Below are 19,047 nucleotides of genomic sequence, written 5' to 3' on the forward strand. Positions count from 1 at the left end.
GGCCCGACGGCCGGCTGCGACCACCTCGACGTCGGGCCGTCGAAGAGCGCTCTCAGGGCCGCGCGAAGCACCGGCAGGGCGCGACGCCGACCTGCGCGGCGCCGACCTGCGCGAGGCGCGCGACGCGGCTGCGGGTGAGCGCGCAGCCGAGCGACCCGGGGGTACGGCGTGAGAGTCGCCGAGGCGTGGCGGGTCGCGCTGGACGCCCTCCGGGCCAACCGGCTGCGCAGCGCGCTGACCATGCTCGGGGTGATCATCGGGGTGGCCTCGGTGGTTCTGCTGGTGGCCATCGGCACCGGCACCAAACAGAAGGTCGAGCAACAGGTCGAGGGCCTCGGCTCCAACCTGCTGCTTGTCGTCCCGGGTCGGATCGAGGTGGGCAACGCGCCTGTCGTCTCGCCGCTGACCCTCAAGGACGTGGACGCGGTGACCCGGGTGGTCGGCGACCCCGACCGGGTGGCTGTCACCGTCGCCTCCGGGGCGACCGCCCGGGCCGGCGCCCGTTCCGACTTCACCACCGTGCAGGGCGTCCTGGAGACGACCCCGGCGGTGTTCACCCGGTCGCTGGCCCGGGGACGCTATCTCACCGGCACCGACGTGGACACCAGCCGACGGGTGGCGGTGCTCGGCGACTCGGTCGCCCGTGCGCTCTTCCCCGACCGGGACCCGCTCGGCCAGCAGGTGGCGCTGGCCGGGGTGCGGTTCCGGGTGATCGGGGTCTTCGCGCCCCTCGGGCAGAGCCTCGGCGTCGACCGGGACGACGAGGTGCACGTGCCGGTGACCGCCGCGCAGCGACTCTGGGGCACCCAGCGGGTCGACGGCATCGCCGTGAAGGCGCCGGACCGGGAGCGGATCGACGAGCTGGGCGAACGGATCGTCGCCGAGCTGAACCGCCGTCACCCGGACACCGAGTTCAGCGCGGTCACCCAGCAGCAGATCCTCGGCGTGCTCGGCGACATCCTCGGTGTCCTCACCGGCGTGCTGGCGGCCATCGCCGGCATCTCGCTTCTCGTCGGCGGCGTCGGCGTCTCCAACATCATGCTTGTCAGCGTCCGGGAGCGGACCCGGGAGATCGGGCTGCGTAAGGCCGTGGGCGCACGCCCCCGCGACATCGGCGTGCAGTTCCTGCTGGAAGCGGTACTGCTCACCACGATCGGCGGGCTGACCGGAATGGCGCTGGGCGTGGGAACCGCACTGCTTGTCGACGCGCTGTCGCCAATCCCGGCGGCGATCACCTGGTGGTCGCTGGCGCTCGCCTTCGGCGTGTCGGCGGTGGTGGGCATCGTCTTCGGGGTGGTCCCCGCGCAACGCGCCGGTCGTCTCGACCCGGTGGTCGCGCTGCGCACCGAATGAGCAGCACCCGGAACAACCGGACGACGGACGCGCGCGGGCGGATACCGGGAGCACGGATCGGGTGAACCGGCCACCGAAACATGATCAGTTGCAGGAAGGGATCGCGCCGGTCACAACCGCCCCGCTACCGTACTGGTAACACGCGCGTCGCCGGCTCGGCCCGGAGCATCCGTCGGGTTGGCACGCGCCGGGCATGGGATGGGTCGGTGAGCCATGGCCGGGTCACAGTCCGACGGACGGCTGTCGGAGGTCAAGTTCCTGACCGTCGCGGAAGTGGCGACGGTCATGCGGGTGTCAAAGATGACCGTCTATCGCCTGGTGCACAGCGGTGAACTCACCGCCGTCCGGGTCGGCCGGTCATTCCGGGTGCCCGAGCATGCGGTGCACGAATACCTCAGGGGTGCTTTTCAGGAGACCGCCTGAGCCACCACACCGCCCTCCGATCGCCGGCTGACCGGCATCGGTGGGCGTAGGGAGTGGGCTTGCGCGCGCCGCGGTCGCGAGCCGAAGGCAGCCGCGACGGGGGCGCGTTGGTCCGGCTGACGCCCTCCGGCTACCCTGGAGCCCGACCGAGACCCCACCGGTGCGCCCCGCCGCCCAGACTGGTCCGGTCCGTTGTCCGCAAGCGGTCGCCGTCGCCACCTGCGTGGTGTCATCCGGTCCGCCCCGCACGTTGTATCGAAAGGCTGTCGTATGGGCTCGGTGGTCAAGAAGCGCCGTAAGCGCATGGCTAAGAAGAAGCACCGCAAGCTGCTGCGCAAGACCCGCGTCCAGCGTCGCCGTCTCGGCAAGTGATGGCCGCCGGGCTCATGGCCCGGCGTTCGGCGTCACTTGCCAAACTGTCGACCTCCGGAGGCTCAGGTGATCAGGCCGTGGTCGTCCCGGCTCGGTCCATCCTGCCGGGGTAGGTGCGTCAGATGACCCTCGGTGGCACCTCAGGTGCCCCGGGGGTCGTCGTCGTCACCGGAGTGGGCCGTTACCTGGGCGCCCACGTGGCGGCCCGACTGGCCGCCGACCCGCGCATCGAACGGGTCATCGGGGTCGACGCACCAGACTCCGGCACCGAGTTCACCGACCTGCTGGACCGGGTCGAACGGATCCGCGTCGACAACGGTTCGCTCGGTGGCCTCCTCGCCGACCTGGACGTCGACGCGGTGGTGCACCTCGCGCTCGTCACCTCACCCGACCCGCAGCACGGTGGCCGGTCCGCGATGAAGGACCAGAACGTCATCGGCAGCATGCAGATGCTCGCCGCCTGCCAGCGGGCACCCCGGCTGCGCAAGCTCGTGGTCCGCTCGTCGACAGCCGCGTACGGGGTGTCGTTCCGGGACCCGGCGGTCTTCACCGAGGAGACCGAACCTCGCGAGGTGCCGCGCGGCGGTTTCGGCCGCGACATCCTCGACCTCGAGGGGTACGTTCGCGGTTTCCGCCGCCGCCGGTCCGACGTCACCGCCACGGTGCTGCGCTTCGCCCCGTTCATCGGTTCGACCGCCGACACCACGTTGACCCGCTACTTCTCGCAGCCGTTCGTGCCCACCGTCTTCGGCCGCGACCCCCGTCTGCAGTTCCTGCACTTCGACGACGCGTTGGAGGTGCTGCACCGGTCGATCGTGGAGGACCATCCCGGCACGTACAACGTCGCCGGCCCCGGGGTGCTGTCGCTGTCCCAGGCGATCCGGCGCGCCGGCCGGGTGGCCGTGCCGGTGCTGGAGCCGGGCCTGTCCGGGGCCGCCGCGCTGGCCCGCACGATGGGCTTCGGCCGCTACGGCCTGGACCAGGTCGACCTCTTCGTGCACGGCCGGGTGGTCGACACCAGCCGGCTCGAGCAGGAGTACGGCTTCACGCCCCGGTCGACCGCCGAGGCGTTCGAGGACTTCATCCGCGCCCATCACGGTGGGGTGGTGGTCACCCGGGGCCAGTTGGCCGCTGCCGAGCAACTCGTCCTGGACGGCATCCGGCAGGTCCGCTCAGCGGTGCGGGAGCGGCAGTCATGAGCGGGCGGGAGGAGGGGCGCGACCCGCAGTCGGTCGGGCGTTTCGACGTACCGCAGCAGGTGCCCGCGCCGGACGCGGAGCCGGCGCGGCGCAACGGACATCGACCGGCAGCGCAGGCCGCGCCGACCCCAACCCCGACGCCGACCCCAACCCCGACGCCGACCGCAACGTCGACGCCGGCCCCGACGCCGGCCGACGAGGTCGACACCGGCTTGCCCGGCGGCACCGAGCCGGCGGTGTCGGACCGGCCCGGGGACCACTGGGACCGCAAGGTCGCGAACGGGTTGGCGTTCCTGCGCCGACGGCTCTCCGGTGACTACGAGGTCGACGAGTTCGGCTTCGACTCGGAGTTGACCGACGCGGTCTTCCACCCGCTGCTGCGGCTGCTCTACCGGGACTGGTTCCGCACCGAGGTCAGTGGGGTGGAGCACGTCCCCGTGGACGGGCCCGCCCTGGTGGTCGGCAACCACTCCGGGACTGTGGCACTGGACGCCCTGATCCTCTCGGCGGCGCTGCACGACAAGCATCCCGCCCACCGCTACCTGCGGCTGCTCGGCGCCGACCTGGTCTTCCGGATGCCTGTGGTGTCCGAGCTGGCCCGCAAGACCGGCGGCACGGTGGCCTGCAACCCGGACGCCGAGCGGCTGCTCGGCGGCGGCGACCTGGTGGGTGTGTTCCCCGAAGGCTTCAAGGGCATCGGCAAGCTCTACGCCGACCGGTACAAGCTGCAACGCTTCGGGCGGGGCGGGTTCGTCTCGGCGGCGCTGCGCACCGGCACCCCGATCGTGCCCGTCGCCATCGTCGGCGGCGAGGAGATCTACCCGATGCTCGCCGACATCAAGCCCCTGGCGCGGCTGCTCAAGCTGCCCTACTTCCCGGTCACGCCGACGTTCCCGCTGCTCGGGCCGCTGGGCATGGTCCCGCTGCCCAGTAAGTGGCTGATCGAGTTCTGCCCGCCGATCCCCACCGCCCACCTGACCGATTCGGCGGACGACCCGCTTGTGGTCTTCAACCTCGCCGACCAGGTGCGGGAGACCATCCAGCAGACCCTGCACACGCTGCTGGAGCGACGGCCCGACCCGTTCGGCCCCTAGGTGTTCTGCCCATGGACGTTGGTGACCGACGGCTGAGCGGGTGGCTCAGCCGGCTCGGCGGCGGCGTTGCAGGGCCAGGCCGGCGGTGACCGCACCGGCGACCAGCCCGGCCGCCGCGGTCGACGGCACGGCGATCTTGACCGCGCGGCGGCCGGTGCGGAAGTCCCGCACCTCCCAGCCGTGCTGGCGGGCCTGCCGCAGCAGGGCGCCGTCCGGGTTGACGGCCACCGCCCGGCCCACCGAACAGAGCAGCGGCAGGTCGTTCGCCGAGTCGCTGTAGGCCGCGCAGCGGGCCAGGTCGAGCCCTTCCACGGCGGCGAGCTGGGTGACCGCCTCGGCCTTGGCCGGACCGTGCATCAAATCACCCACCAACCGCCCGGTGTACGCCCCGTCCACCACCTGCGCCACCGTGCCGATGGCACCGGTCAGGCCGAGCCGGGCGGCGATCACCCGGCCGATCTCGACGGGGGCGGCACTGACCAGCCAGACCCGCTGACCGGCGTCCAGGTGACGCTGAGCGAGCTGGTGGGTGCCGGCCCAGATCCGGGGGGCCATCATCTCGTCGAAGATCTCCTCGGCGAGGTGTTCGACCTCGTCGACCCGCCAGCCCGCGACGAAGGCCAGCGCCGCCTCCTTGGCCAGGGACATGTCACCGGCGTGTTCCCGGGCCAGCAGCCGGAAACGGAGCTGCTGCCAGGCGAAGCGGGCCAGGTCGCTGGTGGTCACGTAGTTCCGGGAGGCGAGCCCCCGGGCGAACCAGTAGATCGACGCGCCCTGCATCATCGTGTTGTCCACGTCGAAGAACGCCGCGGCGCTCGGGTCGGGTGCGCTGACCGGGGCCAGATCGGTCTCCGCCCAGCCCGCGGTGTGCCCCTCGGCGTCGGTGCTGACCGTCACCTTACGGCTACGCGCCACGCGATTCCCTTCCTCACCGGTACGACGGATGCTTCCTCGCGAGGGTATCCGCCGTAGACGGGCGACCGGCCGGGCACACAGCGAACTGTGGCGCGGCCGGTCGGACGTGCGGTATAGAGGCGCTGGTCAGCGGGCCCCGGGGCAGGCGCTCGGGGCCGGGCCGAGGGCGTCGCTGGCGGTCGGTGCGGGCAGGCCACAGGCGATGGCCGCCCGCAGGTCGTCCGAGCGTTCCCGGATGGTGTCCAACAGCAGCAGCGACCGTTGGGTCCGTTCCCGGTCGACGCGGGTGCTCCCGTCGAGCAGACCGCGTACGGCCCGGCGCTGGCTCGTCACGAAGGTGTTGAGGGTGTCCAGGCTGCCCGCCTCGGCCCGTTGCACCGCGGCCGAGGTCAGCAGGCGAACTCCCTGCCGGCTGTCGGCGTCCATGTCGTCGAGGACCGCGCTGTAGCCGATCCGGTCACCGCGCAGCTTGGCGGCTTCGCCGACCCTGGTCCGGGCGAAGTCCAGGAAGAGCTGGCCTCGGCTGATGTCCGAACTGGCCAGGGCGAGCTGTGCCCGTTCGGTGGAGCGCTTCATGCCGTACAGCGCGTCACCGGGCACCGCGTTCTCGCTGGCGGCGGAGATCCCGGAGACGGCGATGGCCCCGGCGGCGATGCCAACCAGGATCGCGCCCCGGGCTCGGGCCCGCCGTGCGGTGACCGCCGGCAGTAGCCGCCCGCGGGTGGTAGTGGCGGCCGGTTCGCTGACCGCCACTGGTGTGCTGCCCAGCCCTTCCCGCTCGGCGGTTGCGAGCAGCATCGCCCGCAGGCCGGTACGGAAGTCCTGGTCCACCTCGACAGCCGGGGGGTCGACGCTGAGTCGCTGACCCACTGCGACGAGCGGCGCCAGTTGGCCGTCCACTCGGGATCGCACGTGGTGTCGTCGAGCGCCGTTGGCCTCGTCGAGAAGCTGCGCGAAGCGCTCCGCGCGCCGGCGGGAGAAGAGGGTGTTGTCCACCGCAGGCACCTCCTCTCGCTGGTCACGGCCGGTCGGCCGCCGTCGTTGCCAGCGACCGGGCGGCAGTGTGACACCACGGAGGTGAGGTGCCGCCGGCATGCCGGTCGGACCTCGGTGACCCGGGCCTGCCGGGACATCCACCGGTCGCACCCGGAGAAACGCGGCGGACCGGGCACGGGTTACGGGCCTGGCGGGGCGGAAATTACAGAAAGTGATGGTCATCACCGGGCGGGACCGACTCTGAGCTGCGCGGACGTTGATCGACGTCCGTCGGTCCCGCCGTAACAAACTACGGCTGGAAGCCGTCGGGCAGCAGTCGGGCCAGGGCGCGGACGGCGCGGTACTGGAGGGCCTTGATGGCTCCCTCGTTCTTGCCCATCGCGCGGGCCGTCTCGGCGACCGAGAAGCCCTGGAGGAAGCGGAGCACTATGCACTCCTGCTGCTCGGGGTTGAGCTGCTTCACGGCGGTGAGGAGCGCGACGTTGGTGATGTGCTCCACCACTGCCGCCTCCGGGCTGCCCTCTGGGCCCCGGTCCTCCCGGTCGGCGTCGAGCACGTCGCCGGTGGTGACCTCCAGCCGGTACCGACCCGACTTGAAGTGGTCCGCGACGAGGTTGCGGGCGATCGTCACCAGCCAGGCGCCGAGGTCGCGGCCCTGCCAGGTGAAGCTGCCGATCCGCTTGAGCGCGCGCAGGAAGGTGTCCGAGGTGAGATCCTCGGCGAGTTGCCGGTTGCCGACCCGGAAGTAGACGAACCGGAAGACGGTGTCCACGTAGCGGTCGTAGATCAGACCGAACGCCTCGGACTCGCCGGCCTGGGCCCGCTCGATCAGCGTCCAGACCTCGGTTGCCGGGTCGGACGGGTCGGGGCGGCTCGGGAAACCGGTCGGGGTGGTCGCTGTGGTGGCCGGCACCGCCGGGATCACCGCTGTCTCACCCGCCGCCGGGTCGGTGGTGACCGCCGGTGTGTCGCTTACCCGACGACCCTGCACGGGCATTGTCGGTCGCGACGGCACGGCGACCCGGCCGCCGGCCGGCTTCGCGTTTCCACCGGGCACCGCGGGTCGCGGCGGCGGCTCGTTGTGGTGTGGTCGGCTGCGAATCCGCTGCGCCGCGCCGTCACCGCGCACGACGCCGCCGTGCTGTTCGTCCGATGGGGCACGGGCCGCTGGCCGCTCGTTCACATGGGAGCGGGCGGGTTGACCGGTCAGGCCGACCGGGCGTTCCGCGTAACCGAAGGTGGTCACCGTGTTGCCCCCGTCCCGTCGGTCGCCGGGCGGGCCGGTCTAGGTCTCGTCGGGGCGGACCGACCGGGTGACCGGTCGGGCAGGACGGTCACGGGAGTTGCCGACGGGCGGCAATTCCCCTGGAGGTGCTGGTCCAATGCGCTCACAGGCACGGGGGCCTCCTCGGGCTGAGGGGTGTCGACTCACGGCAAATGGGGTGAGCCGACCCGAGTGATGATAGGGCCAACGTCACCCGCGCGTGGCAAGTCCGTTACACAAGGCGGAAGTATTTCCCGCTCCGTCGCACCAGTGGCGGACCGGTTGTCCGTCGTGTGCGATTGACTTTCCGCCGACCCGGTGTTCCAGGATGGATCCCCAGGTCGGAGGCACGCCGCCCGTTCGGGTGACCCGCCGCGCCGGCCGGCCGGACGGAGCGGCCGAACTGCCCGTGGTCAGCGTCGCACGTCCCATCGACAGGACCTGATCGGATCGCCGGTGGCACACCGGACAGTCCCGTACATGGGACTGTCGCGGTGTCGTCCTCCGGGCGTGGCCGCAACCATCGGGCGTGGCCCGTCGCCGTCCGCTGTGCCAGACTCGATCACCGTGCAGGACGCCTCGGAAAGCCCCGCGCCGAACCTCGCCGACCGGGTCCGCCGGGCGGCTCTCGACAGCGCCGACCGGCCCGCGCTGCACTGGCGTGAACACACACTGAGCTGGTCCGAACTGGACGCCGCTGTGGACGCCGCCGCCAGCGGCCTGTCCGCCGTCGCGCCACCCACCGACCCCGGCGGTACGCCGCCACGCGTCGCCATCGCGCTGCCCAACACACCGGACTTCGTGATCGCCTGGCTCGGCGCCCTCCGCGCCGGGCTGGTCACAGTGCCGGTCAACCCCGGCCTCACCGCCCCGGAGTTGCGGCACGTGCTTGCCGACTCCGGCGCGTCGGTGCTCATCGCCACCGACCACGTTCGAGGCCTGGTCGCCGACGTGGCCGCCGAGCTGCCCGCGCTCGCCTCGCTGCACGGCACGCCACCGACCGCCGAGGCGCCCGGACCGGCACCCCGCCCGCGACGCGGCGGCGTCGACCTGGCGGTACTGCTCTATACCTCCGGCACCGAGGGGCGACCCAAGGGGGCGATGCTCTCGCACCGGGCGCTGCTCGCCAACCACGAACAGGTCGCGGAGATCGAGCCGCCGGTGGTCGGGCCGACCGACACTGTTCTTCTGGCGCTGCCGCTCTTCCATGCGTACGGGCTCAACTCGGGGCTCGGCGCGGTCGTGCACCACGGCGCGACAGGTGTGCTGCTCGACGAGCCGGGCCCGGCGGCGGGGCTGGACGAGGTCGCGCGGCACCGGGTCAGCGTGCTGGTCGGCGTACCGTCGATGTTCCTGACCTGGGCCGGAGCGGCCACGGCCCGCGCGGCGACAGCGTCGGTGCGGGTGGCGGTCTGCGGCGCGGCACCGCTCGAGCCCGCTGTCGCGGCGCGCTTCACGGAGTCCACCGGGCATCAGGTGCACATCGGGTACGGCCTCACCGAGACCGCGCCGGTGCTCACCTCCACCCTGGTCGGCGGCGTGGCCAAGCCGGGTTCGATCGGCCGGCCGCTGCCCGGGGTGCGGCTACGCCTGGTCGGCGCCGACGGGGTGGACCTGTGGCGCGACGGGCTGGCCATCCCCGACGACGACCCGGACGAGCTGGACATCTCCGACGTGGCGCCGGGCACCGACCCGGGGCAGATAGTGGTGTCCGGCCCGAACCTCTTCACCGGCTACTGGCCCGACGGTCGGAGCGGTCCAGACGCCGATGGTTGGTGGGGCACCGGTGACATCGCGTACGCCGACGATGACGGGGACCTCTTCCTGGTCGACCGGCTCGGCGAGTTGATCCTGGTCAACGGGTTCAACGTCTATCCGCACGAGGTCGAGCTGGTGCTCGCCGGGCACCCCGGGGTGGTCGAGTCGGCGGTACTGGGTGTGCCGCACCCGCGGACCGGCGAGACTGTGCGGGCGTACGTGGTGCCGGTGCAGGGCCGACCGGTGACCAGCGAGGAGTTGCTCGCCCACTGCGCACGCAACCTGGCCCGGTTCAAGTGCCCGACCGCTGTCGAGTTCGTCGACGCCCTGCCGCACTCGGCGATCGGCAAGGTTCGCAAGACCCAACTCCGGTCGGCGACGCCGACCGACCGCACGGAGGTAACCGATGGCCAGTGACGCCCGACTCGCCCTGATCACCCGACCGGGCTGCCACCTGTGCGACGACGCCAAGGCGGCGCTCGACCGGGTGGTAGCGGTCACCGGCGACAAGTGGGTCGAGTGGGACGTCACCGGCGACGAGGGGCTGGAGCGGGAGTACGGGGACCGGCTGCCGGTGGTGATGCTCGACGGCAAGGAGCACGGCTACTGGCGGGTCGAGGAGGACCGGCTGCTGCGGGACCTGACCACGCCGCAGCTCTGACGGGTGCCTAAGGTGCTCTGATGACCTCTGCGCCCTCGCACCTCGTCTGGGACTGGAACGGCACCCTGCTCAACGACCTCAGCCTGGTGGTGTCCGCCACCAACGTCGTGTTCGCGAGCCTGGGCGGGCCGACTGTCACCCCGGACGAGCATCGGGTGCGGTTCCGCAGGCCGATCGCCGAGTACTACGCCGAGGTGCTCGGGCAGGCCGTGGACGACGACGAGTTCGGCCGACTGGACAAGATCTTCCACGACGCGTACCGCACCGGGCTGACGACCTGTGAGCTGGCCGCCGACGCGCGCGCCGCGATGGCCGCCTGGCCGGGCAGCCAGAGCCTGCTCTCCATGTGGTTCCACGAGGAACTGGTCCCGACCGTGCACACGTACGGTCTGGCGGGCCACTTCACCCGCGTCGACGGCCTGCGGGCCACTGTCGGCGGCGGCCGAAAGGCGGAGTCGCTCAAGCTGCACCTGGCCGAACTGGGCGTGGACGGCGCCTCGGTGGTGCTGATCGGCGACTCCATCGACGACGCCGACGCGGCGCTCGCTGTGGGCGGCCGTGCCGTGCTCTACACCGGCGGGTTCACCGACCCGGCCCGGCTGCGCGCCTCCGGTCACCCGGTGGCCGACACCCTCACCGACGCGGTCGCCCTGGCCCGGGAGGTCAGTTCCGCAGATAGGTGAGGACGGCCAGCACCCGCCGGTGCTGCTCGGTGTCCGGTGGCAGCGTGAGCTTGGTGAAGATGTTGCGCACGTGCTTCTCCACAGCGCCGTCGCTGACCACCAGGGCGCGTGCGATGGCGGTGTTCGATCGGCCCTCGGCCATCAGGGCGAGCACCTCGCGCTCGCGGGGGGTCAGCTCGCGCAGCGGGTCGTCGCGGCGACGCCGGGCGAAGAGCTGACCGACCACCTCCGGGTCGAGCACAGTCCCGCCGCCCGCCACCCGCCGCAGCGCGTCCAGGAACTCGTCGATCGCCGCCACCCGGTCCTTGAGCAGGTAGCCGATCCCGCCGCCGGCGCCGCCGGTGGTGGCGAGCAGATCATCGGCGTACGACACCTCGACGTACTGGGAGAGCACCAGGATCGGGGTACGCGGCACCAACCGGCGGGCCTCCACCGCTGCCCGCAGCCCCTCGTCGGTGTGCGACGGCGGCATCCGGACGTCGACGATCGACACGTCGGGCCGGTGCTCGACCACCGCCTCGACCAGGGCCTCACCGTCCCCGACGGCGGCCACCACCTGGTGCCCGCTCTCGGTGAGCAGCCGGACCAGCCCCTCCCGGAGCAGGACGGCGTCGTCCGCGATCACGATGCGCATGGCTGTGTTGTCTACCACGTCCGGCCCGTCGTGCGGGCTCGGCGCGGTGCCGGACTGCTCACAGCATCTCCGTTGTTCGCGGCTGCGGGGCTCGCAAACCCGGCTCACTCCTCGCGCTCACAGGGGAAGCTCGGCGCGGATCTCGGTGGGGCCGCCGGTCGGGCTGACCACCGCCAGTTCGCCACCGGCGGCCCGGACCCGGTCGGCGATGCCGGCCAGCCCGTGCCCCTTCGCCAGGTGCGCGCCGCCCTGCCCGTCGTCGCCCACCCGCACCTGCAGATGGGTGTCCTTACGGGCCACGGCCACCGTGGCCTCGGTGGCCCGGCTGTGCTTGGCGACGTTCGTCAGCGCCTCGGACACCACGAAGTACGCGGTGTTCTCCACCGCCGGGTCGAGCCGCCCGGCCGGGGTGCCGAGCTGCGGGTCCACCTGGAGCTCGATCGGGATCAGCCCGCGGCCGGCGATCGCGGCCAGAGCGCTGGGCAGGCCCCTGTCGACCAGGATCGGCGGCGCGATGCCCCGGGACAGCGCCCGCAGTTCGGCCAGCGTGTCCCGGGTCTGGGTGACCGCCTCGTCGATGGTGCGACCGGCCGCCTCCGGGTCCGAGGCGAGCTGCATCCGGGCCCGACTGAGGTCCATCGCCAACCGGACCAGACGCTGCTGGGGGCCGTCGTGGATGTCACGTTCCAACCGGCGTAGCGCGGAGGCCTCGGCGGACACGGCGGCCCGCTTCTGCTCCTCCAGCACCGTGATCCGGTCGCGCATCTCGGCCACACCGGTCAGCATCGCCTTGGCGAAGCTGGCCTGGAGCAGCGCGCAACCCCGCACCACGATCGGCAGGGTGATCAGGAAGAACACCCCAAGTGCGGTGTACAGGCCGATCCGGGCGGTGGTCGAGTCGCCAAGGCCGAGCAGCTGCGCCAGGTCCTGATCACCCTCGCCGTCGGCCCGGGGCAGGGCCCAGTCGTACGCCCAGTAGAGCGAGCCGGCGATCGCCGCGGCCCACCAGGACACCGTCACCACGAAGGTGCCCGCCGCCGCGATCAGCCGCAGGATGCCGTGCGCCAGGTCGAGCCAGGACTGGGCGTCCCGCATCGGCACGAAGATCCGCCGCCAGGCGTTCGCGCCCGCCTCGGGCAGCCGGTAGTGCGGCCGGATCCGGGGCTGGTGGAGCACCGCGGGCAGCCGCAGCCGCTCGACGTCGGCCAGCCCACGGGCGGTGTACAGGGTGCCGCTGAGGATCGGCAGGCCGATCACAACGACCACCAGGCCGATGCCGACCGCGAGGCCGACGACGAGGACGACGAAGCTGGCCAGCGCCAGGGGCAGGCCGAGCAGCACGTACCCGGAGTCGACGAAGAGCTGGCGGGGGATGCTCGGTGCCAGCGTCGGTCGGTCGCTGGTGGCGGCAACGGCGGTCATGCTCAAAGGCTAGGCATGTGGGCTTGGTGTCCCCATCCCGAAACCCCGCCTCTCCTCCGTAGTGCTGCCCCTACCCCGCCAGAAGGGCCCTGGCCAGGCCGGCGCGGGATTGGTCAGAGAAGTCGGGATTGAGCAATAATCGCCCGGGGCCGTGGGTGGACCTGGGCGTTCAATCGATCTTGTGGAATGGAGGGGCTGGTGAGGTCGCGCCACGCAGCGACAAGATCGCGATTTGTGCACGTCTTCACAAGCGCCTACGCTGTGACTCCGACGCGCCCTGCTAGCACAGCCGGCATCCTCGGTCGCCAGCGGGAGTCCACAAACGGCCGACCAGCGGAGTTGGCCGAGGATCGCACCGCACGGAGTCTCATGAGTCAGCACCGTCACCCAGGCGCGCCCGGCCGCGCCGGTGCCGTACCGGCGCTCCCGGATCTGCCCGAAGCGACCGTCGCTCGGCTCCCGGAGTACCTGCGCGCGCTGCACAACCTCGCCGACGCCGGGCACGAGACGGTCTCCAGCGAGGGTCTCTCCGCCGCCGCCGGGGTCAACTCCGCCAAGCTCCGCAAGGACCTCTCCCATCTCGGCTCGTACGGCACCCGGGGCGTCGGTTACGACGTCGCGCTGCTGATCGAGCAGATCGAGTATGTGCTCGGGCTCACCCAACGCCGGGCGGTCGCCCTGGTCGGCGTAGGTAATCTCGGTCACGCTCTGGCTGGCTACGACGGCTTCGCCAGCCGGGGCTTCCGGATCGCCGCACTGCTCGACGCCGATCCCTCCCGGGTCGGTGAGGAGATCAACGGCCTGGTTGTCCGGCATGTTGACGACCTGCCGACTGTCGCCGCTGAGGAATCCCTCGCGATCGGCGTGATCGCCACCCCGGCCGCCGCCGCCCAGCAGGTCGCCGACCAACTGGTCGCCGTCGGCGTGACGAGCATCCTCAACTTCGCGCCGTGCGTACTCTCGGTTCCGGAGGGGGTCGACGTGCGCAAGGTCGACCTCGCCATCGAGCTGCAGATTCTGTCCTTCCACGAGCACCGCAAGGCGTCGCTGACCGCGCTGCCCGCCACCGGCGGGACCGCTCTCACCGCCCTGCCGGGCGGGTTCGCGGCCACCGACACCCAGGAGGCGATAGGCACGTGAAACTGCTCGTCGTCGGCGCGTCCTACCGGACCGCCCCGGTCGCCACGCTGGAGCAGCTGGCAGTGCCCCCCGCCGACCTGACCCGCACACTGGATCGCCTGGTCGCCCAGCCGTACGTGGCTGAGGCGGTGATCGTCTCCACCTGCAACCGGGTGGAGGTCTACGCCGCCGTGTCCGGTTTCCACGGTGGGCTCGGCGACGTCTGCGCCGTGCTGGCCGAGCAGGCCGGCAGCTCCCCGACCGCGCTCGCCAGCCACCTGTACGTGCACTACGACACCGCGGCCGTCGACCACGTCTTCCGGGTCGCCACCGGTCTGGACTCGATGGTGGTGGGCGAGGCACAGATCCTCGGCCAGTTGCGTGACGCGTACCACTGGGCCACCGGCGCCGACTCGGCCGGCCGGCTGCTGCACGAGCTGATGCAGCAGGCGTTGCGGGTCGGCAAGCGGGCCCACGCCGAGACCGGCATCGACCGGGCCGGCCAGAGCGTCGTCACCGCCGCCCTGGAGCTGGCCGCCGGGCACCTCGACGGCGACCTCGTCGGCCATCCGGCCCTGGTGGTCGGCGCCGGTGCGATGGGTTCGCTCGGAGTGGCCACGCTGTCCCGGCTGGGCGCCGGGCCGCTCACCGTCAGCAACCGGGGCGCCGACCGGGCTGTCCGGCTCGCCGAGTCGTACGGGGCGAGTGCCGCGCCGATGACCGAGCTGGCCGACACCCTTTCCACAGTGGACATCGTAGTGGCCGCCACCGCGTCCACCGAACCGGTCCTGACCCGGTCGGTGGTCACCACGGCGCTGGCCGAGCGCGACCCGGCCCGGGGCCCACTGGTCCTGCTCGACCTGGCCGTTCCGCGCGACGTCGAGGAGGGCGTCGCCGAGCTGCCCGGCGTCGAGGTGATCGACATCGACCGGATGGCGGCGCTGCTCGCCGACGGTCCGGCGGCTGCCGACGCCGCCGCCGTCGAACGCATCGTGCTCGGCGAGGTGGAGGGCTTCCTCACCTGGCTGCGCGGCGCCGACGTGGCACCCACAGTGGCAGCGCTGCGTGGCAGGGCCGACGACGTCGTCACCGCCGAGCTGCGCCGACTGGCCCAGCGTCGCCCCGACCTCGGCGACGACCTGCGGGCCGAGGTGGCCCGCACTGTGCACCGGGTCGTGCAGCGGCTGCTGCACCAGCCCACCGTCAAGGTCCGCCAGTTGGCAGCGGAGCCCGGCGGCGACCAGTACGCGGCACTGCTGCGCGAGCTGTTCGACCTCGAGGTGCCGCAGACCTCGCCGGTGGACACCGTCCCGGACGTGCTGACCCCCGACTTCGGCATGGCGCTCCCCGGCACCGACCCGGTGTCCGGAGCCGACGCCGCCGAGCCCACCCCACCCACCGGAGGTGCGCGATGACCGCCCCCCTGCGCCTCGGCACCCGGGGTAGCGCCCTGGCGATGGCCCAGTCCGGCCAGGTCGCCGAGGCGGTGACCGCCGCCACCGGCCGCCCCGTCGAGCTGGTCGAGGTCGTCACCGCGGGCGACCGCTCCAACGCGCCGGTGCACCGGCTGGGCGTCGGGGTGTTCGTCTCCGCCCTGCGTGACGCGCTCACCGCCGGAACGATCGACTTCGCGGTGCACTCGTACAAGGATCTGCCCACGGCCGCCGCCGGTGGGCTGCACATCGCGGCGGTGCCGGCCCGGCAGGACCCGCGCGACGCGTTGGTGGCCCGCGACGGCCGGACGCTCGCCGAGTTGCCGCCCGGGGCCACAGTGGGCACCGGCGCGCTGCGTCGGATCGCCCAGTTGCACGCCCTCGGCCTGCAACTGGAGGTCACCCCGATCCGCGGCAACGTCGACACCCGCCTGGGCCGGGTGCTCGGCCCCGAGGCCGACCTCGACGCCGTCGTCCTGGCCCGGGCCGGTCTGGCCCGACTCGGCCGGCTCGATGTGATCACCGAATCGCTGGACCCGATGCTCATGCTGCCCGCTCCCGCTCAGGGCGCGTTGGCAGTGGAGTGCCGGGTCGACGACCAGGACCTGGTCGAGCTGCTCGCCGTGCTCGACCACGCACCGTCACGTGCCGCGGTCACCGCGGAACGTGCGTTTCTGGCAACCCTGGAGGCCGGGTGCAGCGCACCCGTCGCCGCCTATGCCGAACTCGCCGAAGGCGAGACCGGCGATGAGATCTACCTGCGCGGGGCGGTGATCAGCCCGGACGGCACTCGTGACCTCCGGCTGTCCCGCACCGGAACGCCCGCCGACGCGGCGGAGATCGGTAAGGCACTCGCCGCCGAACTCCTCGAGCTCGGCGCCGACTCGATCCTCGGCCACGAAGGACACACCGGCCCGGGGACCCAGCAATTTGGGAGCACAGAATGACCCGCACCCGTAAGCCCGTCGGCCGTATCGCGTTCGTCGGGGCTGGCCCCGGTGACCCGGGCCTGCTGACCCGTCGGGCCCACGACGCCCTGGTCGACGCTGACCAGGTGATCTACGACCGGGGAGTCCCGGAGTCGTTGCTCACCGTCGTTCGCGCCGAGGCCAGGGACGATGCCGAGTTCACTCCGGCCGAGGGCGCGCCGGGGGACGTGGCGAAGGTGCTGATCTCCGCGGCCCGCTCCGGGCTGAACGCGGTGCACCTGGTCGCTGGCGACCCGTTCGGACACGACTCGGTGGTCAAGGAGGTGCAGGCGGTGGCCCGCACCGCCGCCCACTTCGAGGTGGTGCCCGGCGTCGGCCAGGCCGAGGGTGTGGCCACCTACGCCGGGGTCCCGCTGCCGGGTGTGCGTACGGCAGCCGACGTCGAGGACGTCAGCGCGCTGGACTTCGAGGCGCTGGCCACGGCCGTCGGCCGGGGTTCGCTAGCGCTCGCCGTGGACGCCGGTGACCTCGCCGCCGTCCGGGACGGGCTGCTCGCCGCCGGGGTCGACGGCACCACCGGCGTCGGGGTGACCGGCGACGGCACCGGCGAGACCCAGTACACGACCACGTCGACGGTGGACAGCTTCGTGGCCGCCGCGCTCGGCTTCACCGGCCGGGTGGTGCTCACCGTCGGTGTCGGCGTGGGGCAGCGCGACAAGCTGAGCTGGTGGGAGAACCGCCCGCTGTACGGCTGGAAGGTGCTCGTACCTCGGACCAAGGAGCAGGCCGGCGCGATGAGCGCCCGACTGCGCGCGTACGGGGCGATCCCGTGCGAGGTGCCGACCATCGCTGTCGAGCCGCCTCGCACCCCGGCGCAGATGGAGCGGGCGGTCAAGGGCCTGGTCGACGGCCGGTACGCCTGGGTGATCTTCACGTCGGTGAACGCGGTCCGCGCGGTCTGGGAGAAGTTCGCCGAGCACGGTCTCGACGCCCGGCACTTCGGCGGCGTCAAGATCGCCTGCATCGGCGAGGCCACCGCTGACGCGGTCCGCGCGTTCGGCATCCAGCCGGAGCTGATCCCCGCCGGGGAGCAGTCCTCGGAGGGCCTGCTGGCCGAGTTCTCGCCGCACGACGAGATCCTCGACCCGGTGGGCCGGGTGCTGCTGCCGCGCGCCGACATCGCCACCGAGACGCTCGCCGCCGGGCTCACCGAGCGCGGCTGGGAGGTCGACGACGTGACCGCGTACCGGACGGTGCGGGCGGCGCCGCCGCCCGCCGAGATCCGCGACGCGATCAAGTCGGGCGGGTTCGACGCGGTGCTCTTCACCTCGTCCTCCACAGTCCGCAACCTGGTCGGCATCGCCGGGAAGCCGCACGCCCGGACCGTTGTTGCCGTCATTGGGCCCAAGACGGCGGAGACCGCGACGGAGTTCGGCCTGCGCGTCGACGTCCAGCCGCCGCACGCCTCGGTGCCCGACCTGGTGGAGGCGCTCGCCGCCTACGCCGTCGAGCTGCGGGAGAAGCTGGCCGCCATGCCGGCCAAGCAGCGCCGTGGTTCGAAGGTGCAGGGCCCGACCGCTCTGCGCTTCCGGTAGTCGTTCGAGGAGGGCCTGCCATGTCGTACCCCGAGATCCGGCCCCGCCGGCTGCGCCGCAACCCGGCGGTCCGCCGGCTGGTGTCGGAGACCCGGGTCGACCCGGCCGAGCTGGTCCTGCCGATGTTCGTCAAGGAGGGGCTGACCGAGCCCCGAGCCATCGGGTCGCTCCCGGGGGTGCTCCAGCACTCCCGGGACTCGCTGCGAAAGGCCGCGGTCGAGGCGGTCCAGGCCGGTGTCGGCGGGATCATGCTCTTCGGCGTGCCGGAGCAGCGGGACCCGACCGGCTCCGGCGGCATCGACCCGAACGGCATCCTCAACGTCGCCATCCGCGACGTGGTGGCCGAGGTGGGCGACGCCACTGTGGTGATGAGCGACCTGTGCCTCGACGAGTTCACCTCGCACGGGCACTGTGGGCTGCTCACCCCCGACGGTGAGGTCGACAACGACTCGACCCTGGCCGCGTACGCCGAGATGGCGGTGGCCCAGGCCGCCGCCGGGGTCGGCATGGTCGGGCCGTCCGGGATGATGGACGGCCAGGTCGGCGTGGTACGCCGGGCGCTCGACGCCGCCGGCTACCAGGACGTCTCCGTGCTGGCGTACGCCGTGAAGTACGCCTCCGCCTTCTACGGCCCGTTCCGGGAAGCTGTGGAGTCGGCGCTGGAGGGCGACCGGCGCACCTACCAGCAGGACCCGGCCAATCTGCGTGAGTCGCTGCGTGAGGTAGCACTGGACGTCGCCGAGGGCGCCGACCTGGTGATGGTCAAGCCGGCGCTGCCCTACCTCGACGTGGTGTCGGCGGTGCGGGCCGCTGTGGACGTCCCGGTCGCCGCCTACCAGGTCTCCGGTGAGTACGCGATGGTCGAGGCGGCCGCCGCGAACGGCTGGATCGACCGCGAGCGGGTGATGCTCGAGACGCTCACCTCGATCAAGCGGGCCGGCGCGCAGGTCATCCTCACCTACTGGGCCGTCGAGGCCGCCGGCCTGCTCCGCCAGCGCTACTGAGCGACCCGCCCGCTCAGGGCCTCCCGGTCGGAACCGACGCGACTGCGCTTTCGGGCACTTCACCGCGGGGATCGTTGTGCCTCTGGGCGTCCTTTGCTCTGCTTCAACCAGCGCAACACTTTGCGGGCCTAACCGTTGCGTCGATTGAAGCAGAGCAAAGGGCTCGGACCAGGCGACCGCTCCCCGGCGCCGC

General features: G+C 72.3%; 18 protein-coding genes. 13 read left to right on the forward strand and 5 right to left on the reverse strand.

All coding sequences use genetic code 11. The features are described from left to right. The first annotated feature begins 168 nt into the window (after positions 1-168). From AB0C20_RS09765 to AB0C20_RS09785, 5 genes are all read left to right on the forward strand, one after another. Entirely contained in the window at positions 169-1,353 is a 1,185-nt protein-coding gene (locus AB0C20_RS09765) for an ABC transporter permease (RefSeq protein ID WP_091402733.1), read from the forward strand. A gap of 213 nt (positions 1,354-1,566) precedes the next feature. Next, entirely contained in the window at positions 1,567-1,776 is a 210-nt protein-coding gene (locus tag AB0C20_RS09770) for a helix-turn-helix domain-containing protein (protein WP_007465625.1), read from the forward strand. Positions 1,777-2,046: 270 nt separating this feature from the next. Then, positions 2,047-2,148, forward strand: coding sequence for an AURKAIP1/COX24 domain-containing protein (locus AB0C20_RS09775; protein WP_007465623.1), 102 nt, complete (start codon positions 2,047-2,049; stop codon positions 2,146-2,148). Between the two features lie 122 nt (positions 2,149-2,270). After that, positions 2,271-3,347 carry an NAD-dependent epimerase/dehydratase family protein gene (locus AB0C20_RS09780; RefSeq protein WP_357567721.1) on the forward strand — a complete coding sequence of 359 codons (1,077 nt, stop codon included), beginning with the start codon at positions 2,271-2,273 and terminating at the stop codon, positions 3,345-3,347. A 212-nt stretch (positions 3,348-3,559) separates the two neighbouring features. Beyond that, on the forward strand, positions 3,560-4,441 hold the full coding sequence (locus AB0C20_RS09785; RefSeq protein ID WP_112670362.1) for a lysophospholipid acyltransferase family protein: 882 nt from the start codon (positions 3,560-3,562) through the stop codon (positions 4,439-4,441). A gap of 45 nt (positions 4,442-4,486) precedes the next feature. On the opposite strand, the gene AB0C20_RS09790 is transcribed toward AB0C20_RS09785, so the two are convergent. From AB0C20_RS09790 to AB0C20_RS09800, 3 genes are all read right to left on the reverse strand, one after another. Then, the gene (locus AB0C20_RS09790) at positions 4,487-5,356 is read right to left on the reverse strand and encodes an HAD-IB family hydrolase (protein WP_357567722.1); all 870 of its coding nucleotides are present in this window, start codon (positions 5,354-5,356) and stop codon (positions 4,487-4,489) included. Between the two features lie 126 nt (positions 5,357-5,482). After that, a complete protein-coding gene (locus AB0C20_RS09795) occupies positions 5,483-6,352 on the reverse strand; it encodes a DUF5667 domain-containing protein (protein ID WP_357567723.1) in 870 nt (289 codons plus the stop codon). A 289-nt stretch (positions 6,353-6,641) separates the two neighbouring features. Continuing rightward, complete coding sequence (locus tag AB0C20_RS09800; protein WP_091403551.1) at positions 6,642-7,598, reverse strand: ECF subfamily RNA polymerase sigma factor, BldN family; 957 nt, start codon at positions 7,596-7,598, stop codon at positions 6,642-6,644. Between the two features lie 585 nt (positions 7,599-8,183). Here AB0C20_RS09800 and AB0C20_RS09805 point away from each other — a divergent pair. From AB0C20_RS09805 to AB0C20_RS09815, 3 genes are read left to right on the forward strand one after another with little or no spacing between them, the layout of a single operon-like run. Continuing rightward, on the forward strand, positions 8,184-9,791 hold the full coding sequence (locus AB0C20_RS09805; RefSeq protein ID WP_357567724.1) for an AMP-binding protein: 1,608 nt from the start codon (positions 8,184-8,186) through the stop codon (positions 9,789-9,791). Continuing rightward, the gene (locus AB0C20_RS09810; RefSeq protein ID WP_030490173.1) at positions 9,781-10,035 is read left to right on the forward strand and encodes a glutaredoxin family protein; all 255 of its coding nucleotides are present in this window, start codon (positions 9,781-9,783) and stop codon (positions 10,033-10,035) included. Before AB0C20_RS09805 ends, AB0C20_RS09810 begins: the two co-directional genes overlap by 11 nt. Before the next feature lie 20 nt (positions 10,036-10,055). Then, positions 10,056-10,718: an HAD hydrolase-like protein gene (locus tag AB0C20_RS09815; protein WP_357190263.1), complete on the forward strand. Its 663-nt coding sequence runs from the start codon at positions 10,056-10,058 to the stop codon at positions 10,716-10,718. On the opposite strand, the gene AB0C20_RS09820 is transcribed toward AB0C20_RS09815, so the two are convergent. Next, on the reverse strand, positions 10,699-11,352 hold the full coding sequence (locus tag AB0C20_RS09820) for a response regulator transcription factor (protein ID WP_357190261.1): 654 nt from the start codon (positions 11,350-11,352) through the stop codon (positions 10,699-10,701). The two genes, AB0C20_RS09815 and AB0C20_RS09820, sit on opposite strands and share 20 nt — an antisense overlap. Positions 11,353-11,469: 117 nt before the next feature. Further along, the gene (locus AB0C20_RS09825; protein WP_357190259.1) at positions 11,470-12,774 is read right to left on the reverse strand and encodes a sensor histidine kinase; all 1,305 of its coding nucleotides are present in this window, start codon (positions 12,772-12,774) and stop codon (positions 11,470-11,472) included. Between the two features lie 369 nt (positions 12,775-13,143). Here AB0C20_RS09825 and AB0C20_RS09830 point away from each other — a divergent pair, with 369 nt between their 5' ends. Genes AB0C20_RS09830 through hemB form a run of 5 tightly spaced genes read left to right on the forward strand, consistent with a single transcriptional unit; the run spans position 13,144 to position 18,854 of the window. Then, a complete protein-coding gene (locus AB0C20_RS09830; RefSeq protein WP_091402715.1) occupies positions 13,144-13,914 on the forward strand; it encodes a redox-sensing transcriptional repressor Rex in 771 nt (256 codons plus the stop codon). Then, positions 13,911-15,308 carry a glutamyl-tRNA reductase gene (locus tag AB0C20_RS09835; RefSeq protein ID WP_238682184.1) on the forward strand — a complete coding sequence of 466 codons (1,398 nt, stop codon included), beginning with the start codon at positions 13,911-13,913 and terminating at the stop codon, positions 15,306-15,308. Before AB0C20_RS09830 ends, AB0C20_RS09835 begins: the two co-directional genes overlap by 4 nt. After that, positions 15,305-16,273, forward strand: coding sequence for a hydroxymethylbilane synthase (gene hemC, locus AB0C20_RS09840; RefSeq protein ID WP_091402711.1), 969 nt, complete (start codon positions 15,305-15,307; stop codon positions 16,271-16,273). The genes AB0C20_RS09835 and hemC overlap by 4 nt, the downstream gene beginning before the upstream one ends. Next, entirely contained in the window at positions 16,270-17,850 is a 1,581-nt protein-coding gene (locus AB0C20_RS09845; protein WP_112584249.1) for a uroporphyrinogen-III synthase, read from the forward strand. The genes hemC and AB0C20_RS09845 overlap by 4 nt, the downstream gene beginning before the upstream one ends. A 20-nt stretch (positions 17,851-17,870) precedes the next feature. Further along, on the forward strand, positions 17,871-18,854 hold the full coding sequence (hemB, locus tag AB0C20_RS09850; protein ID WP_357190255.1) for a porphobilinogen synthase: 984 nt from the start codon (positions 17,871-17,873) through the stop codon (positions 18,852-18,854). The last annotated feature ends 193 nt before the right edge of the window (positions 18,855-19,047 follow it).

It is taken from the genome of Micromonospora sp. NPDC048843, from assembly GCF_040649965.1.
In the GTDB taxonomy this organism is placed as follows: Bacteria; Actinomycetota; Actinomycetes; order Mycobacteriales; family Micromonosporaceae; genus Micromonospora; species Micromonospora hortensis.

Excerpts from the sequence above, each read along its gene's own strand:
- AB0C20_RS09775 (WP_007465623.1), top strand. The coding sequence starts at position 2,047 with ATGGGCTCGGTGGTCAAGAAGCGCCGTAAGCGCATGGCTAAGAAGAAG.
- AB0C20_RS09845 (WP_112584249.1), top strand. The coding sequence starts at position 16,270 with ATGACCCGCACCCGTAAGCCCGTCGGCCGTATCGCGTTCGTCGGGGCT.
- AB0C20_RS09780 (WP_357567721.1), top strand. The coding sequence starts at position 2,271 with ATGACCCTCGGTGGCACCTCAGGTGCCCCGGGGGTCGTCGTCGTCACC.
- hemC (WP_091402711.1), top strand. The coding sequence starts at position 15,305 with ATGACCGCCCCCCTGCGCCTCGGCACCCGGGGTAGCGCCCTGGCGATG.
- AB0C20_RS09810 (WP_030490173.1), top strand. The coding sequence starts at position 9,781 with ATGGCCAGTGACGCCCGACTCGCCCTGATCACCCGACCGGGCTGCCAC.
- AB0C20_RS09830 (WP_091402715.1), top strand. The coding sequence starts at position 13,144 with ATGAGTCAGCACCGTCACCCAGGCGCGCCCGGCCGCGCCGGTGCCGTA.
- AB0C20_RS09820 (WP_357190261.1), bottom strand. The coding sequence starts at position 11,352 with ATGCGCATCGTGATCGCGGACGACGCCGTCCTGCTCCGGGAGGGGCTG.
- AB0C20_RS09815 (WP_357190263.1), top strand. The coding sequence starts at position 10,056 with ATGACCTCTGCGCCCTCGCACCTCGTCTGGGACTGGAACGGCACCCTG.
- AB0C20_RS09825 (WP_357190259.1), bottom strand. The coding sequence starts at position 12,774 with ATGACCGCCGTTGCCGCCACCAGCGACCGACCGACGCTGGCACCGAGC.
- AB0C20_RS09770 (WP_007465625.1), top strand. The coding sequence starts at position 1,567 with ATGGCCGGGTCACAGTCCGACGGACGGCTGTCGGAGGTCAAGTTCCTG.
- hemB (WP_357190255.1), top strand. The coding sequence starts at position 17,871 with ATGTCGTACCCCGAGATCCGGCCCCGCCGGCTGCGCCGCAACCCGGCG.